The organism is Gemmatimonadales bacterium, assembly GCA_036500345.1.
Classification (GTDB): Bacteria; Gemmatimonadota; Gemmatimonadetes; order Gemmatimonadales; family GWC2-71-9; genus Palsa-1233.
In genome coordinates, this window is the sequence record DASYCE010000008.1 from 1 (window position 1) to 14,248 (window position 14,248).

Here is a 14,248-nt window from a genome sequence, read left to right on the forward strand (position 1 = left end):
GGGCATCGCGGAGAGAAGGGGTTGAAGGGAACATCTTGCGCTTCGGCCAGAACCGGCCGACCTCGGCGCCGAGCTCGAAGCCGTCGACGACGAGATAGACGAGGTGCGCCAGGAGGCGCTCGCCCACCGACGCGCCGCGGACCACCGCGGTGCGCGACCGACCATCTGGGGCCCGGACGAGATAGAGCCCGCGATCGATGCCGCGCCGTGGTGCGCGGATCCGCTCGACCGTGAACCCGGCGCAGGGATTCGGGCGGCTGGTGATCGGCACAGTGGTGCGCACGCGCCATCGGAGGAGTCGCGTCATGGCACCACCGCCGGAATCGTGGCGCCCAACAGCGCGAGCTCGGCTTCGAGGAACGCGATCCGCTCGTCGCGCCGCTCGATCTCGATTTCGCGCGCCTCGAGTCGCAGCTGCAGCGCGCCGGCGTCGAGCTTGTGCACGACCAGCTGCGCCGCCGCCTTGCGGAGGAGTTTCGCGTCAGCCTGCTCCCGCTCGGCGTGCACGGCATTCTCCGTGCGCAGCCGGACGTTCTCGTCGATCAGAATCGCATGCGATGTGCGCGAGGCAGCCGCGCCGGCGACGGCGCTGTCCCCGAGTAGCGGGAGCGTGCGATCGATGGCGTACCTGGCCGCAGCGGTCATGCGGTCACCCCGATGCCGAGGCCAGGGCCTTCCTCTGCCAGGGCCTCCGGCATTTCATCGAAGCTGGTGTCGCGCATCGCCGACGCGGCCGATGTGGGGGCGTCGCCCGTCTTCTTCGCCAACGGTTCCCACGCGGCGACCTGGTCGAGCACCCGCTTGACCTCGGCGCCGGTGCCGACTTGCAGGCGACCGAGCGTGTCGACGATCAGTTTCTCGAGCTGCCCGCGGTTCATCCGTCGCGCGAGCGCCGCCGCGACGATGGTCCGCTTCTCGTCGTCGGTCATGCGGGCGAGCTCGTGCCCTTCGTCGGCGCAGGGGATCTGCTCTTCGTTGGTGAAGAACTCGGTGGCGCCCGTTGCTTCCTTCGTGAGCAACGTGCCGCACCGCTTCTCGGCGGTCGTCAGGCAGCGATGGATCTCCGACCGGGCGTCCTGATAGAGCCAGCCCGCGCCATCGGCGGTGCGGAAGAATTCCTCGGTCGTGTCGCAGGCGGCCGCGCGCGTGGCGATCAGCCGGCCGACCGCATCGAAGATCCCCATGTGCACCACGACCGTCACATGTTCGCCCGATTGCTCGATCGTCGGCGAGCGCTCCATGTGCCGGACCGAGAGCCGCACCACGCCGCGCAGCACCTGGGCGCCGACTTCGTAGAGCATCGGCCGCTTGAACTTCTTCTGGCCGTTCTCCTCCGGGTTGCCGTAATGCACGCCTTCCTTGAGGACCGTCTCGAACGCCTTCTCCACCCGATCGTGCATGAGTGCCACGCGGCGGAGCCCTTCCTCGAACTCGTCATCGGAGAGATCCGCCAGCGTCTTCCCGGGCTGACTCATGAAGTCCTGATGCGCCTCGGCTCGTTGCAGCTGGAGCTCGCGCGAGGTCGAGACGCGCGCATTCATCGCGGCGGCGCTCACACGGGCTCCTTCGCTGCGACCGACGGCGCAACGCTACGGTGCTGTGATTCCGGCACTTGACCCTCGAAATGGTTATGGTGATCGTTGAGGGGTCCACGCAGGACACCCGTCCTACCAGAGCCCGGTTCGCGCCGGGCTTTGTCGTGCTACCAGTCCTGTCGCCCCATCCGTCCCACCGCATCCAGGTGCGCCCGCTGCAGACGCGCCCAGTCGACCTGCTCCAACCGCACCAGCACGCGCCACGCGATGACCACCGCCGGCAAGAGCAGGCCGACGATCACCCGCGAGAGAATCACGGCCGGCGCCGGGTGATCGAGGAACGCGACGACGTCCGGCCTCATCCGTCACCGCCCGGGATCATCGCGCCTGGCACGCTGCGCCAGTCATCGTGATAGAAGGGGAGACAGAGCAGCGCCGCGATCGCGACGGCGAGAATGCCGAGCACCGCGACCAGCAGAGCCAGCACGCCGCATCCGACCAGGACGAAGCCGATCGCGTTGATCACCGCGAGCACGGGATTCATGATTTCTCGTGCCCCATCGGCTTGAGCATCCGGTCGAGCAGCGCGCGGATGAGCTGCACCGCGCCGCCGAGCAGGAGGATCGTGGCGCCGAACGCGACGACGCCTTCGAGGAATTCGCGCGGGTTCACAGATGCCGCCACGCCGACCGGGCGAGGTCGATGAGGGAGCAGACGACCACGGCCGCCAGGACGACGGCCACACCGCGGCCGAGGAGATCCACGGGATTCATTTCGCCGCTCCGGTCAGTGCGCCCTTGAGCTGGAGTTCCCGCCCTCGCACCACGTCGACCGCGCGAATCAGCGCGTCGCGATTCGCCGGCGCGCCGTCGGCCAGGAAGACCGTGATCGCCTGCTGGACCCTGCACTCCGCCTCGCTGGCCGAGCAGAGCAGGCCAGCATCGAGTGATGATCGGTTCAGGTTCTCGCGGAGGAGATCGACTGCGGCGAAGAACCGCTCGAGCCGTACGGGATCGCTTTGATGCGCGTGCACCGCGTCGACCATCGCTTGCTGCAACTTCAAGAGCGCTTGGTGGGCACCGCCGACGCTGGCGTGGCCGCGGAGCACCTGGAAGCGTTCAGCTACCGCGTCGCGCCGCTGGTACTTGAACGTTGCGCGGTTCGACGCAATGCTCTCGCGCATGACTCCACGTGGAACCGCGGTCACGCCGCGCTCGGGATCTGGAGTGTGCCCCACGCGCGCCGGCGCAGAACTTCGGCGGCCGAGACATTCCGTCCCTCATCATTCGAGAGATCACCGGCCTGGCGGCGAATTTCAACCGCCTCGGTCTCGGTGAGCCGCACCATGACCGACACGCTGCGCGACTCCCGTTCTGGCTCGTCGGCTGGCGCTGAAGGTCCCGTCATGTCGCTAGCTCCTGTTAGGCGTTACTCTGTTACTCTGGCGGGAGAATGCTTGTCCCGTAACCAGTGCTTACAGTCTAACGCCTTGTTAGCAGACCTGTCAAGGGTCGGTTTAGGTGGGGTCTTGCCGGAGAAGAACTGGCGGTTTCAGCGGGTTTGGGACGAGGCGAAAGAGCCGTCGCAGGAAGCGTTCGGCCGCGGCATAGGGATCTCGGGACCGATGGTATCGATGATCGCCACCGGCGCCAGGCAGATGACCCTGGACGTGGCGCGGGCCATTAGCAGGAAGTACGGCTATCGCGTGGCATGGCTGCTTGAGGCGGAGGAGCCAGAGAAGCCGAACACCTCACAGGTCGCCGCACTTGAGCAGGCATACCGGAGAGGGGTCAGGGAGACGCTCGCGGCCTTCAGGCGCTTCGCGGACGAGCGGGAGGAACTGTTTACCGGACTAGGCGAAGGCCGCGCCGCGCGGGCGAAGGGGGCGGCTCGTCAGGTGAAGAAGGCGGAAGGGAACAAGCATGGCCCGCAATCGCCGCCAGAAGCGAGTCCGCCAGACCGGGCCCGGGAAGGATGACCTCCCCGTCGCCAGATTCGAGCCGGTTCATGATGACGCCATGGTCGTACCCGCATTCCCGGTAATGCGCCCATTTGCGGCGGAACGGCCACCACAGCACAACCGAATCCGGCGGGACGCCAAGCTCAGGAATCCCGGCATCGAAATAGGCAACAATGGGATCGTCAGGTGAGTCGGACATGCAGGCCCTTTTTCCCGTAGCGCACCCGAAAGAGTAACGCTGTAACGGTTGTCCCGTAAGTGCCTTTGATAACCCATTGTGAGGTCAAGACTTATGCGCCTCATTCTGTTTGCGGCCCTATTCCTTGTGGCGTGCAGCTCTGGCGAAACGATGACCGCCCCACCGGCCGCACACGGCGCCGTCGTCGGCAACTACCGCGCGATCTACAGCTTCACGATTCCGGCCGCGCCGTTCCCGGACCTTCACGAGACCGACACGGTATCGATCGCCGTGCAGACCGTCTCCGACGATTCGATCACCGGCACGGCGTCGGGCTCGCATGTGACGACCGGGTCGTTTTCTCTCGGCTTCTGGAACGTCGACGCCTTCCTAGTCTACGTGCAGTTGAACTACACGCCGATGCTCGAACTTCGGATGCAATTCTCTCCGACCGCGTGCGGCGCGACGACGGGCGTTCTCTATCCAGACTTCCGGCATTACTACATGGATAGCTGTTCGCTCACGAAGCAATGACAATAGCAAGCAAAGGCGATGAGTTTGCTCGTTCCGGCGGCTACGGCGGCGAATATCTCACCGCTCGGCTGGCGGACGAACTTGTCTCGCTCTGCCGTGGCATCCTCATCGACGGTGCGGTCGATCGGAACGAGGCGCGCGGACTGTGGGACTGGTGCGCCGCGAATCCGGGGGTGTCCCGGAGTTGGCCGGGAAGGGTCGTCATCGACCGCCTGAGCCGGCTACTTGCAGACGGCGCGATAGGCGATGCCGAGCTAGCCGACCTCAAATCAGTGTTCGAGGAAATCAGCGGGTTCCGTAACGGCTTTCAGGAACCGCTTGCCGCGTGCTTCACCGACCCCACACCCGAGATCACATTCGGCGGGAAACTCTTCGCAGTGACGGGCGGCTTTCTCTTCGGAACTCGGCAGGCTGTGATGCAGGCGATCGTCGATCGCCGCGGTCGGGCGCGCGACGAGGTAGTCGCGACGATTGACTATCTCCTCGTCGGCTCGCGCGCCTCACCCGCATGGAAAGAGACCAACTACGGGTCGAAGATCGAACGGGTGATGGAGATGAATCGAAAGCAGTCCCGGAGGCCGGTACACGGCCGTCCGCAGATCGGAGTCATAGCTGAGCGTGATTGGGTGAAATGCCTCGGCGTAATTCCCTCGACGCCGCCCGCGATCCACGATTCTGCGGAGACGCCGTGAAGCGATACCTCTTCCTTTTGGCGTTGCCGATCGCCGCGCGCACGGCGCCCCTGTCCGCTCAAGCCAGGCATTGCGTGAAGGGCATTCCGTGCGGCGGGGCATGCATCTCGGCGCGCTATACCTGCCACGTCGGCGTCGACACCACGCGCGCCGTGAAGGTGCAGTCGCCCGCGATGGCTGCGAAGGACACCTTTCGCGGAAGCGATTCCGTCTGGGTGGCCTCGGCGGCGGATAGCGTCTACTTCTTCGCCGTTTGCGATGCGGCCAAGGACGTCGCCCCGGCGAATCGCCGATACTTCAAGACTGAGCAGCTCGCCAAGGATGCCGGTTTCCGGCGGTCGCGGGTGAAAGGGTGTTGAGCGACGACGCGGTCCGGTGCCCGAAATGCTCCTCGCCGCAGATTCATGCGGGGAAGCGCGGATGGTCATGGACGACGGGCTTCATCGGGAGCGGCCGCGTTGTGATCACATGCCTGCACTGCGGCCACGGCTTTCGGCCGGGCCGACCGACGCGCCGATCGAAGCCAGAGCGGGTTCTACTGACAATGCTCTTCGCGGCCATGATCATCGTCTTGATCATGACGCTCGTCTCGAAGTGACCCGTCGCCCGTGGCCCTGGTCGGATCCCGTGAAGGCCGGCGATCCCCGCACCGGTAACGTCCGCTATGAGACAACGTACGACAACACGCGTGTCTCGCTGATGCAGGGCCCCGACGTGCTGCACGCCGAGATCCTGCGCAAGGCGCGGCCGGACATTCACGTCGGCGTGCCGCGCGGCGCGGCGGTGGTGCTGGCGGCGAAGCAGGCGAGCGACGAGCTGCAGATCGTCTGGACGGTGGCGAAGGGGATCGCGTCGGCGGTGATCGACGGCGAGCAGGTCGCGGCCGTCTACCTCACCGGCAAGCGGGGCGATCCGTACGCCATCCAGATGGACCGGCAGCCGGCATCAGCCAAGCTGCAGCTGGCGATCCTGCACGGGATGACGGTACTGGGCGGGAAGCCGAGAGGGTCGAAACCGACCCCCTTGACTATATAAACGATAGCGTTTATATTCCTTGCATGACGATACGGAAGCTGGTTCTCTCGGTGCACGCGGTCGATGACCTCACCGACCATAATGTGAAGCGGTGGCAGGTTCGGGTCACGATGGAAGCGGGTCGCGAATGTGAAGCGGTGACCCATACTGGCGCTGAGACCCGGTTCTCCCGGTGCGCGATGTTCGGCCGGAAGACGCTCAAAGTGGTCTTCCTACGCCGTCCAGACCACGACCTCATAATCTCAAACCATTGGATCAATCGCCCCACGAAACGGCGGCGGTTGGAAGGGAAGAAGAAATGAAGGCGACCTACTCTCGCGATGCGGACACGTTCCGCATCGCCCTCGACCTCCGGCCCGGTCCGCTGACGACCGAAGAGAACATTCCGGGAATCCTTGTCGACCGGAACCGGGCAGGGCAGGTCGTCTCGTTCACCGTGCTCAGTGCCTCGGTCACGCTGCCGAAGGGGGTCCTCGATGAAGTGCCCGAGCCCGAGGACAAGTGGCTCTCCCTCGTCGAGGCGGCGGCATATGCCTCGGCCGAGGGGGAGGAGCTGGCGGCGGCGACCCTGCGCGTTCAGATCCACCAGGGCCGAATCCCGGCTGGCGTCCTTCGGAAGGTCGGGAGGGCGACGCAGATCAGTCGGACGGGGCTCGTGAACTATCTGGAGTCGCGCGCGCCGTCTGGGCGACGGACAAAGCCAGCGCGCAAGCGGGATTCGCGGAGGATTTCTAGCGCGGCATAATGGCGACAGGTGTTCAATGTTTGGACGGTTGATTACGAGAACTGGCGGCTGGAAGTAGCTCGGCGGCTGTAGTAACCGTTGCGTCAGATAGAAATCTTCCGTACGATTCGTCGTTGCCCGCGGGGCATTGTCCCCGCGTCCGGGGAGGCAATCTCGACTTGCGCAACGGTCATCCGAGCGGAAGTGTCGACGAAGGACCGTCCTCCCTGGGCCCACCGGGCTCCCTGATGATGTCTGCCACGGAACTCCCATGCGTTTCTTCTCGTTGTGCGGTCGTGATGGCCGCCGGCGATCGGGCGCGATTGCGCTTCATTGAGCAAGCGCGTCGCCAAGAAAGTCCATCAGCTGCCCGAGCCCAAGAGGCCCCGGCAGCTGGCGAGCGAATTGGGAGAGATCGGGCAACATCTACTTCTGACCGTTGCATACAGCTACGGCGCCATTCTCGCCGGTCGCGCGATTGCGCAGATCCCCGAGCCTGTCGTTCGGGCATCATTGTATCTGGTGGACGGCGTCACGATGGGGACCTATGTCCTCAAGCGGCTGAGCGTGTTCGTCATTAAGGCAATGGATTTCGGCTTCAACTGCTACTACCGATACCTCTGGCACAAGCAGCGAATCGCACGACTCCAAAAGGGTGAGCTCGATGCCGAAGAAAATTGAACCACTGGACTCCTGGCAGGGCTTCATCGACTCGCTAGTAGCGGGGCTGTTGGCAGCGCCGCTCGGCATGTTGATGGGCTCGGGACTGATCCAAGCTGCCGGGTTTGCCTACTTGATCTGGTACACGGTGGCAATGGTACCGGGAGCGATCGTCGCGGCGATCTTCCTCATGGACATCGCGCGCGCCGCCATCGGCAAGCCGATGGCATGGGCTCCCGCGTTCATCGAGATCGTCCTTCGCTCGGATCCCGACGGACTGCGAACAGGTGCCCGTGCCCCACTCATCGTCGGAAATGCTCCGATGGTGATCTTGACGCACATCAGCGTGCTCGCTCTGATCGTTTCGAAGCGCGCAAGGAAGGCATACTTCGTCGCGCATACCGAGGCCGTCGAGCGATTCCAGCGGTCCAAGGCACAGGCCTCGCTCGATGACGTTCGCTCTCGCGCGCCTGGCTGGGTCGCAGATCAATGCTTCACCAAGACGATCAAGCTTACGCGATCGGAGCCGCACACTGGCGAGTTTGCAGTGGCGGGGCGCATGCGCGACTGATCAGGGTCGATTACCCTGCACGATCGAACGCCTCGGAGATCCTCCGGGGCGTTTTCTTTTCCGCCACAGAACTAGCCAAATGCTTGATGCATCATGGGACGGCGTGCAAATGTTGCAACGTTTGCGATTCTGCTAGTCGTCGACGGCGAGACGGCCCCTCTCGGGGCCGTTGAAGTTGAGCGCGGGGTGCACCGGGCCGACGGCCCGGCGGTAGGGTTCATGGGTGCAGGATACGCTTCACGACTTCGGCGGCCCCGGCAATGCATCCCACAGAGAAGACCTTATTCACGCACGCGCCGGTCGTCGCGGCACCAATCGCGCCGGTCTCGGCCGCGGATTCCAGCTTCGACCAGGGCGCCGGGACCTTGGCGGCTGCCTTCGCATCGGCGAGCAGCTGCGCCCGCTGGGAGAGTATCAGCGTGGAATCGGACGAGATGATCGCGCCCAGCTTCACGTTCGCCGCGATCTCCTGCACGTAAGCATCCCGGTAGCTCTGTCTGGCTGAGTCGACCGTCACGAGCTGGCGGCCGAGCGCGCCGATCTCAGTCCCGAGCGCCGGCACGAGCGAATCCCGATAGATCGCGAACGAATCGAGGGCGCTGCGCGCGGAGTCGAGCAACGCAAACGCCTTGCGCGCTCGAGCGGCCGCGCCGTCTTTCCCGGCGGAGGCGATCGCGGCCCGTCGATCGAGATCCGCCACTCGCACCGAATCCGCTCGCGCGGCCGAGTCGCGCTGCGCCAGCTGGAACCGCAGCACGGCGACGGTGCTGTCGTGCGATCGCTGCATGACAGCGAGACTGTCGGCGGATCGCCGCGCCGCCGCGGCCGCGGCGGAATGACAGATGGCGTAGCCACCCGCGAGTGCAGCGACGACGAGTCCGACGACTGCGAGCGCCTTCTGCCAGGTCGTCACCGCGGCTCGCCGGACTTGACGAAGATCACGCGTTCATGGGTGATCCGGTCGCCGTCGACGTCGAACACCTGATAGCCGAGCGTGCCGGTGAGCCCGCTGAGGGCCGCGGTCATCGCCGCGGCATCGCAGATCCCGGAGTATCGCCCCTGCGTGTTGGCGCGCTCATTAAGCGTGACTTGTGTCGACCCGAGCGGCGAATCTCCGATCTGCCGCACGAAGTAGCCCGAGACGCCCGACAGCCCGGTCGCGACTTCAGCGTTTCCCGTCGCTGCGTTCTTTCGTCGGGCATCGAACTCAAACTCCCAATCGCTATCGACCGGCACTTCCTTGCATGCGTTCATGAGTCTCTCGCAATCAGACGAAGGGACGGGGCGCTCCGGGAGGTCAAGGCGAGCGCCGGCGCCCCGCGATCAAACAAGGTGAGTGCGCTCGCTACAGACGGATGGGTCACGGCCGCGGCGCCCATGGTGAGCAGCAGGTCGAGCCCTGCCGGTGCGGCGACTGCCGCGATCCGGACCGGGCCGAAACTGAGCGCGAGGTCGAGCCCGACGGGATCGAGGATGGTGCCAGATTGCGCCGCGGCGTCCCCAAACCCGAGCAGCAGGTCGAGCCCGCCGACGTCGATCGTGAACGCGGGCGCCGGCGCGCCGAAGGCGATCGCGAGATCGAGCCCGACGGCATCCTGATCCGTCGCTGCCCTCGCGCCTCCCATTGCCAGGCCGAGATCCAGGCCGCCGGCGTCGATCACCGCTCCGATCGTCGGTGGTCCGAGACCGAGCGACAGGTCCAATCCCGCGGGATTTGAATGCGCCGACACGCTGGGCGCGCCGAGCACCAGGCCAAGATCGAGTCCCGCCGGATCGATTGCCGCCTTGTCCGACGGCGTGCCGAACGCGAGCGCAAGATCGAGCCCAGCGGGATCGATCGATGCCGCGGCCTTGGTCGTGCCGAACGCCAAGCCGAGATCGAGACCGACAGGGTCTGACGAGTCGGCGACTTTCGGTGTGCCGAGCGTGAGCGCGAGATCGAGACCGGTGGGCGTGAGGATGAGCGCCGATTTCTTGACCGCCGCGAAGAAGTAGCTGCGCGGTCGCCGCCAGCGATACATCGCCAGCGGGTCCTTACTGATGCGCTGGATCTGCGCAGGCGTCAGCGCATTGCGCCAGATGGACACCGCGCTGTGGATAGAACCGCCTGTTGATCCAGCCACCTGGAAGAACGACGTCGACGAATAGCCGTTCGTCGCTCCACTGTTGGTGGCGCTCGTATTGGCGAGCGTGCCATCCACCCAGACGCGATCGGTCGAGGCGTCGGTGACGCCGACAATCACATGCGATCCGGCCGAGGATGGGAAACTCCCACCGCTATTGACCTGGCGGAACGCGCCCTTGGCATTGTCGAAGGCCCAAATGCCGCCGGCGGCCCCAAGCGTGGAAACCCAGTAGGACGTGAAGGGGCTGGTGTTTGTGTTGTTGAAGAGGACGCCGGCCCCGCCTGTGGCGTCGCTGACGAACGCCCTGAGTCGGACGGCCCAGAGCAGGGTGATATTGACCGGAATGCGTAGAATCGAGGCCGTCGGCAGCGCATTGCTGCTGATGAGATCGGTGCTCGACGGCGTATAGAGGCCGCCGGGGCCGATCACTGGCGAACCGACTCGAGTGAGTGTGAGCCCCGATGCGCCAGGCCCAACCATCGCTTGCGACTCGGAGACGGCGAACGGCGTGCCGAGATACAGGCCGTCCCACATCCACCGGTACCGCAGGTCGCAGTCGTCGCGGTGCTGTGCGAAGGGCCTGTTCGCCATCAGTTACGACGCTTCGTCGGTATGCGGATCGATGAAGAGGGTGTTCCCGGTGGCGCCCATCGCCTTCCCCGAGCTGTTGATCACCATCAGTTTGAAATCGCGCGCCGGCGTCAGGAGGTTGCGGAGCCGAAGTACCTGGGCCGTCGAGACCGCGCGCAGCCGGAAGCTGCCGAGATAGCCATCGCGAGGATAGCCGTTCGTCGTGTCGCTATCCTCATAGGTCGTCCCGTCCTGCTGCACGACATAGAGATCGACCGGCGCATCAGCGACGACGGTCGCCGCGAACGCCGCCGAGAGGATGGCGTCGAAGTAGAGCGCCGCCGGCTTCGTAATCACTCCCGACAGCAATCCACTGCCGCTCGCGAGCGCATTCAGCCCGGCCCCCATGACCGAGATCGGCGAGCCGACAACGACTGGACTCAGGTCACTCGCCATCTCAGAGCTGAATCATCGCGTGGGTTTCATCCGCCGTCGGCTGCGTGACGGTCACGTCCACGGCGGTGACGTTCTGCGCGCCGAGATCCTGCTCGAGGACGACGGCGTTGGAATCATTCGTGTCGTACAGCACGCCGTAGCGGAAGTCTGCGCAGGTCAGCGCGGGGAACACCGGATCCGCGATGTCCGCATAGCTCTTGTTGGTGCCGGTGGCGTTGACCGCACCGCTCACCGCGTTTCCGCCAGCAGAGTAATTCGTGCCGCTCGCCTCGTGCGTGACCGCATAGGCGGTCTGACCCGGCGTATATGCCGAGGTCATCAGCGCGTACTTCAGGGCGTGGGCCACGACCTGAATCGAGTTGAGTCCTTTGCGGCGCTGGGCGGCGCTCATCGTCTGCGACATGGCTCAGCTCTCCTTCGCGGGCGTGATTTGGAGGCCGACGTGCTTGCGATGCGGCCGCTTCGCCGAACGCCCGATCACGCCCCATCGATTCGGTCCGAGCGGTTCGAGATGCTGGGCGTCGGTCCCTCGGCTGTGGCCGCCGTCGGCGGAGAACTCGATCGTGGTGCCGTCGACGGCGGTCACCGCGTGATCCTCGCCGTCCCATACCACGATGTCTCCGACAGCTGGACTGGTTGCGTTGCTCATGGCATCGTGACCTTCGCGGAATCCGCGTGAGGGATGGTGAGGTGGGTCGATCCAATCGTCACCGTCGTGGCCGCTGGTCCATCGGCGGCGGTCACCGTGGCTGGCGCGCCCGCGCGGCACTGCAGGACCGTCACGAGCAGATCCGTCGCGCGTCCCGCCGGCGGCGAGACCGTCACGGCGTAGCTACTCTGCGTGAAGCCCGGCCCGATGCTGTCAGGCGCGATCGCAAGCGCCGGCGAGCCGAGCGCGATCGTGCCGAGACACTTCCCGGTGCCGCCATCGTTCGACAGCGTGAAGGTGTTGCCGGCGATCGTCGGTTGGTGATGCATCTGCCAGCGCCACACCTTCTGCATCGACGGCGTCACCGCGGTCGCCTGGTCGACGACCACGAAGGCGCTGAGCGCGGGCAGGAACGCGACGGTGCGCGCATACCCGATCGCGATGTTGCGGCCGTTGCCAACGCCCCACGGATGGCCGTACGCATTGCCCGCTTCACCGCGGAGCACCATCAGCGTGTCGGTGAATTGCTTCTCGGTGATCGCGCCGTCGTTGCCGCCGAAGAAGACCTGGCCGCTGTCGCCGATCGTCAGGGTGTTGTAGTGGCGGCTCGCCTGCTCGATGCCGCTCGCCGAGTAGAGGTTCGCCGACGCCGTGATCCAGTCGCCGCCGCCCCAGATCATCAGCCCGTTCGCCTGCAGCGAGTTGTGGCCATCACCGACCGCGCCGGCTTGGAAGGTGAAGGCGAGCGCGTTCGGGTCCGTCCAGCTGGTGCGGCAGACGGCGTAGCCCGGTCCCGCGGCGAGGAAGCACTTCGGCTGCGCCGAGAGATCCGTCGCCGCCGGCGCGGCCGGATTGAAGTGGATCAGCTCGTCGGTGGCGACCGCAGTGCCGGCATCACTCGAGGGGACGTTGCCGATCAGACCGAGGAAGGTCTGTACCTGGGCGGCGAGCGTCGGATCGCTGATCGCGGCGAGGACATCGAGCGCGGCGACGCGATCATACGCGTACTCCGCGGCATCGCTCTCGCGCGCCTGGTCACCGAACGGCGCTTTGAAGCGACCGCCCGGCATCATCGACGCGAAACCCCATCGGAGCGCGTCACCCAACCAGCTGCTCGCGATGGGCGTCCCGCTGGTGGCGTACGCGTCCGCGAAGCGGCCGAGATACCACTGGCTGCCGGATCCGTAGTTCGTGCCTTCGTCCCACGCGCCACCAGCGCCCTCGCCCGCGAGATACGGCACGGCGACGAGGTTCCAGTGCTGCATCGCCAGTGCGCGATGATATGCCGGCCGATCGGGACCGCTTACCGCGGTCGTGGTGATGGTGTCGTCGCCGGCAGCCGCGATCGCCGCCGGGCCCGACATCATGAAGCCCCAGTAGTAATTGTTCGACGGCCAGAGCCCCCAGCCGTTGGCGCGCGACGGATTGGTTTCGGGCCAGACCCAGTCGGCGCGATTCATCAGCCAGGTCGCGGCCTGATGGCGCTGCGTGACGGTGAGGCCGGCGTAACACCAGTCGAGCCCCATGATGAAGTCGGGCAGGTTGAACCGGTACGCATAGCCCGAATCACCCTGCAGATTGTCGTCCTCCACCGCGCCGCCGGCGATGACGACGCCGGCGCGCGTGGCATACGCCTGGTTGCCGGTGCCGAGATACACGGCGCACAGCGCGGGCAGTGCGAACTCATCGGCGCCGGTGTAGACGGCACCCCTCGCGACCGACGCGTCGGCATACTGCTTCACCACCTGCCACCGTGAGGTGTTCGCCGCGGCCTGCGCCTTCAGCTGCACGAGGCGCGCCGGCGTCATCCAGACGCGCGGGTGCGCCGGCAGCGCCGACGTCAGGAACGGTGGCGGAGGAGGGGGAGCGGGCGGTGGCGATGCCGGCGAGGATCCACCGCTTGAGCTCGATGAGGGTGGGGGAGCTGGCGGAACGATCGGCGCGGTACCAGCTGGGACGACGTGCTCGGTGTCGATGACGATCGGATGCGTGCCATCGGTCAGCGCGATCGCGATCGTGTCGACGTAGAACCCGAGCGGCTTGCTGCTGAGATCGATCTGCCAGCGAAGGATCCCGGAGTCATACCCGCCGACATACCCGTTGTACGAGTTGAGCAGCGTCACCCAGGGCGTCGCCGTGGACGCGACCCATTTATTCGCGAGCGTCTGCGCCTTCGTGAGTCCGAAGCTGTCGACGCTCACCGGCTGGTCGATCGAGACCTGGTGGAAGGCGTGGCCGAGGATCGGGATCACCGGCACCGGCGCCGAGACGACTGGCGCGCTCAGTGCTGAGCAGTCCCACGTCGTCTTCAGGACGCAGTAGTGATTCACCGGCACCGTGTCCGGAATGATCTTCAGCACCGCACCGACCGCGCAGAGCACCGTGCCTGGAGCCGTCGATGGACAGGAGATCGTCGGCACCGCGGTGATGACCGTCCCCTGCGCACTAGCCGGTGCCACGGTGAGGCAGCCGGACATCAGGACCGCGAGGGCGACCGCGATCCGTCGAACGGGCACCGCCGGCCAGCGCAGCCCTATGCTGTCCAACATTCGGTAAGC

24 protein-coding genes are annotated in these 14,248 nt (G+C 65.8%); 9 read left to right on the forward strand and 15 right to left on the reverse strand.

Translation table 11 applies throughout. The features are described 5' to 3' along the window. From VGM20_04195 to VGM20_04230, 8 genes are all read right to left on the reverse strand, one after another. Positions 1–307, reverse strand: a 307-nt coding sequence (locus VGM20_04195) for a hypothetical protein (GenBank protein ID HEY4100061.1), incomplete at its 3' end; no start/stop codon positions are given. Continuing rightward, complete coding sequence (locus VGM20_04200; GenBank protein ID HEY4100062.1) at positions 304–645, reverse strand: hypothetical protein; 342 nt, start codon at positions 643–645, stop codon at positions 304–306. The genes VGM20_04200 and VGM20_04195, both read right to left, overlap by 4 nt. After that, entirely contained in the window at positions 642–1,556 is a 915-nt protein-coding gene (locus VGM20_04205) for a hypothetical protein (protein HEY4100063.1), read from the reverse strand. The genes VGM20_04200 and VGM20_04205 overlap by 4 nt, the downstream gene beginning before the upstream one ends. A gap of 146 nt (positions 1,557–1,702) precedes the next feature. Then, positions 1,703–1,897: a hypothetical protein gene (locus VGM20_04210; GenBank protein ID HEY4100064.1), complete on the reverse strand. Its 195-nt coding sequence runs from the start codon at positions 1,895–1,897 to the stop codon at positions 1,703–1,705. Beyond that, positions 1,894–2,079, reverse strand: coding sequence for a hypothetical protein (locus tag VGM20_04215; protein HEY4100065.1), 186 nt, complete (start codon positions 2,077–2,079; stop codon positions 1,894–1,896). The genes VGM20_04210 and VGM20_04215 overlap by 4 nt, the downstream gene beginning before the upstream one ends. Further along, positions 2,076–2,207 carry a hypothetical protein gene (locus tag VGM20_04220; protein ID HEY4100066.1) on the reverse strand — a complete coding sequence of 44 codons (132 nt, stop codon included), beginning with the start codon at positions 2,205–2,207 and terminating at the stop codon, positions 2,076–2,078. The genes VGM20_04215 and VGM20_04220 overlap by 4 nt, the downstream gene beginning before the upstream one ends. Positions 2,208–2,304: 97 nt before the next feature. Then, positions 2,305–2,718: a hypothetical protein gene (locus tag VGM20_04225; GenBank protein ID HEY4100067.1), complete on the reverse strand. Its 414-nt coding sequence runs from the start codon at positions 2,716–2,718 to the stop codon at positions 2,305–2,307. Positions 2,719–2,738: 20 nt separating this feature from the next. Further along, positions 2,739–2,942 (reverse strand): hypothetical protein, encoded by a 204-nt coding sequence (locus VGM20_04230; protein HEY4100068.1) that lies wholly within the window; start codon positions 2,940–2,942, stop codon positions 2,739–2,741. 121 nt (positions 2,943–3,063) lie between these two features. Here VGM20_04230 and VGM20_04235 point away from each other — a divergent pair, with 121 nt between their 5' ends. The 9 genes from VGM20_04235 to VGM20_04275 all read left to right on the forward strand — a co-directional run bounded on the left by VGM20_04235 (position 3,064) and on the right by VGM20_04275 (position 7,889). After that, the gene (locus VGM20_04235) at positions 3,064–3,513 is read left to right on the forward strand and encodes a helix-turn-helix transcriptional regulator (GenBank protein ID HEY4100069.1); all 450 of its coding nucleotides are present in this window, start codon (positions 3,064–3,066) and stop codon (positions 3,511–3,513) included. A gap of 331 nt (positions 3,514–3,844) precedes the next feature. After that, positions 3,845–4,207 (forward strand): hypothetical protein, encoded by a 363-nt coding sequence (locus tag VGM20_04240; protein HEY4100070.1) that lies wholly within the window; start codon positions 3,845–3,847, stop codon positions 4,205–4,207. Further along, entirely contained in the window at positions 4,204–4,899 is a 696-nt protein-coding gene (locus VGM20_04245) for a hypothetical protein (GenBank protein HEY4100071.1), read from the forward strand. Before VGM20_04240 ends, VGM20_04245 begins: the two co-directional genes overlap by 4 nt. Positions 4,900–4,916: 17 nt before the next feature. Then, on the forward strand, positions 4,917–5,258 hold the full coding sequence (locus tag VGM20_04250) for a hypothetical protein (GenBank protein HEY4100072.1): 342 nt from the start codon (positions 4,917–4,919) through the stop codon (positions 5,256–5,258). 235 nt (positions 5,259–5,493) lie between these two features. Beyond that, positions 5,494–5,934 carry a hypothetical protein gene (locus tag VGM20_04255; GenBank protein HEY4100073.1) on the forward strand — a complete coding sequence of 147 codons (441 nt, stop codon included), beginning with the start codon at positions 5,494–5,496 and terminating at the stop codon, positions 5,932–5,934. 23 nt (positions 5,935–5,957) lie between these two features. Continuing rightward, entirely contained in the window at positions 5,958–6,236 is a 279-nt protein-coding gene (locus VGM20_04260; protein HEY4100074.1) for a hypothetical protein, read from the forward strand. Continuing rightward, entirely contained in the window at positions 6,233–6,679 is a 447-nt protein-coding gene (locus VGM20_04265; GenBank protein ID HEY4100075.1) for a DUF2283 domain-containing protein, read from the forward strand. The genes VGM20_04260 and VGM20_04265 overlap by 4 nt, the downstream gene beginning before the upstream one ends. A 312-nt stretch (positions 6,680–6,991) precedes the next feature. Continuing rightward, the gene (locus VGM20_04270; protein ID HEY4100076.1) at positions 6,992–7,339 is read left to right on the forward strand and encodes a hypothetical protein; all 348 of its coding nucleotides are present in this window, start codon (positions 6,992–6,994) and stop codon (positions 7,337–7,339) included. Further along, positions 7,323–7,889: a hypothetical protein gene (locus VGM20_04275; protein ID HEY4100077.1), complete on the forward strand. Its 567-nt coding sequence runs from the start codon at positions 7,323–7,325 to the stop codon at positions 7,887–7,889. Before VGM20_04270 ends, VGM20_04275 begins: the two co-directional genes overlap by 17 nt. A gap of 217 nt (positions 7,890–8,106) precedes the next feature. Here the strand turns inward: VGM20_04275 and VGM20_04280 are convergent, their stop codons facing one another. Genes VGM20_04280 through VGM20_04310 form a run of 7 tightly spaced genes read right to left on the reverse strand, consistent with a single transcriptional unit; the run spans position 8,107 to position 14,239 of the window. Beyond that, entirely contained in the window at positions 8,107–8,802 is a 696-nt protein-coding gene (locus VGM20_04280; GenBank protein ID HEY4100078.1) for a hypothetical protein, read from the reverse strand. Further along, complete coding sequence (locus tag VGM20_04285) at positions 8,799–9,143, reverse strand: hypothetical protein (GenBank protein ID HEY4100079.1); 345 nt, start codon at positions 9,141–9,143, stop codon at positions 8,799–8,801. The genes VGM20_04280 and VGM20_04285 overlap by 4 nt, the downstream gene beginning before the upstream one ends. Next, positions 9,140–10,606, reverse strand: a complete 1,467-nt coding sequence (locus VGM20_04290; protein HEY4100080.1) for a hypothetical protein — start codon at positions 10,604–10,606, stop codon at positions 9,140–9,142. Before VGM20_04290 ends, VGM20_04285 begins: the two co-directional genes overlap by 4 nt. Before the next feature lie 3 nt (positions 10,607–10,609). After that, positions 10,610–11,041: a hypothetical protein gene (locus tag VGM20_04295; GenBank protein ID HEY4100081.1), complete on the reverse strand. Its 432-nt coding sequence runs from the start codon at positions 11,039–11,041 to the stop codon at positions 10,610–10,612. Position 11,042: 1 nt separating this feature from the next. Beyond that, positions 11,043–11,444 (reverse strand): hypothetical protein, encoded by a 402-nt coding sequence (locus tag VGM20_04300; protein HEY4100082.1) that lies wholly within the window; start codon positions 11,442–11,444, stop codon positions 11,043–11,045. 3 nt (positions 11,445–11,447) lie between these two features. After that, complete coding sequence (locus VGM20_04305; GenBank protein HEY4100083.1) at positions 11,448–11,690, reverse strand: hypothetical protein; 243 nt, start codon at positions 11,688–11,690, stop codon at positions 11,448–11,450. Beyond that, on the reverse strand, positions 11,687–14,239 hold the full coding sequence (locus VGM20_04310; protein ID HEY4100084.1) for a hypothetical protein: 2,553 nt from the start codon (positions 14,237–14,239) through the stop codon (positions 11,687–11,689). The genes VGM20_04305 and VGM20_04310 overlap by 4 nt, the downstream gene beginning before the upstream one ends. Between the last annotated feature and the right edge of the window lie 9 nt (positions 14,240–14,248).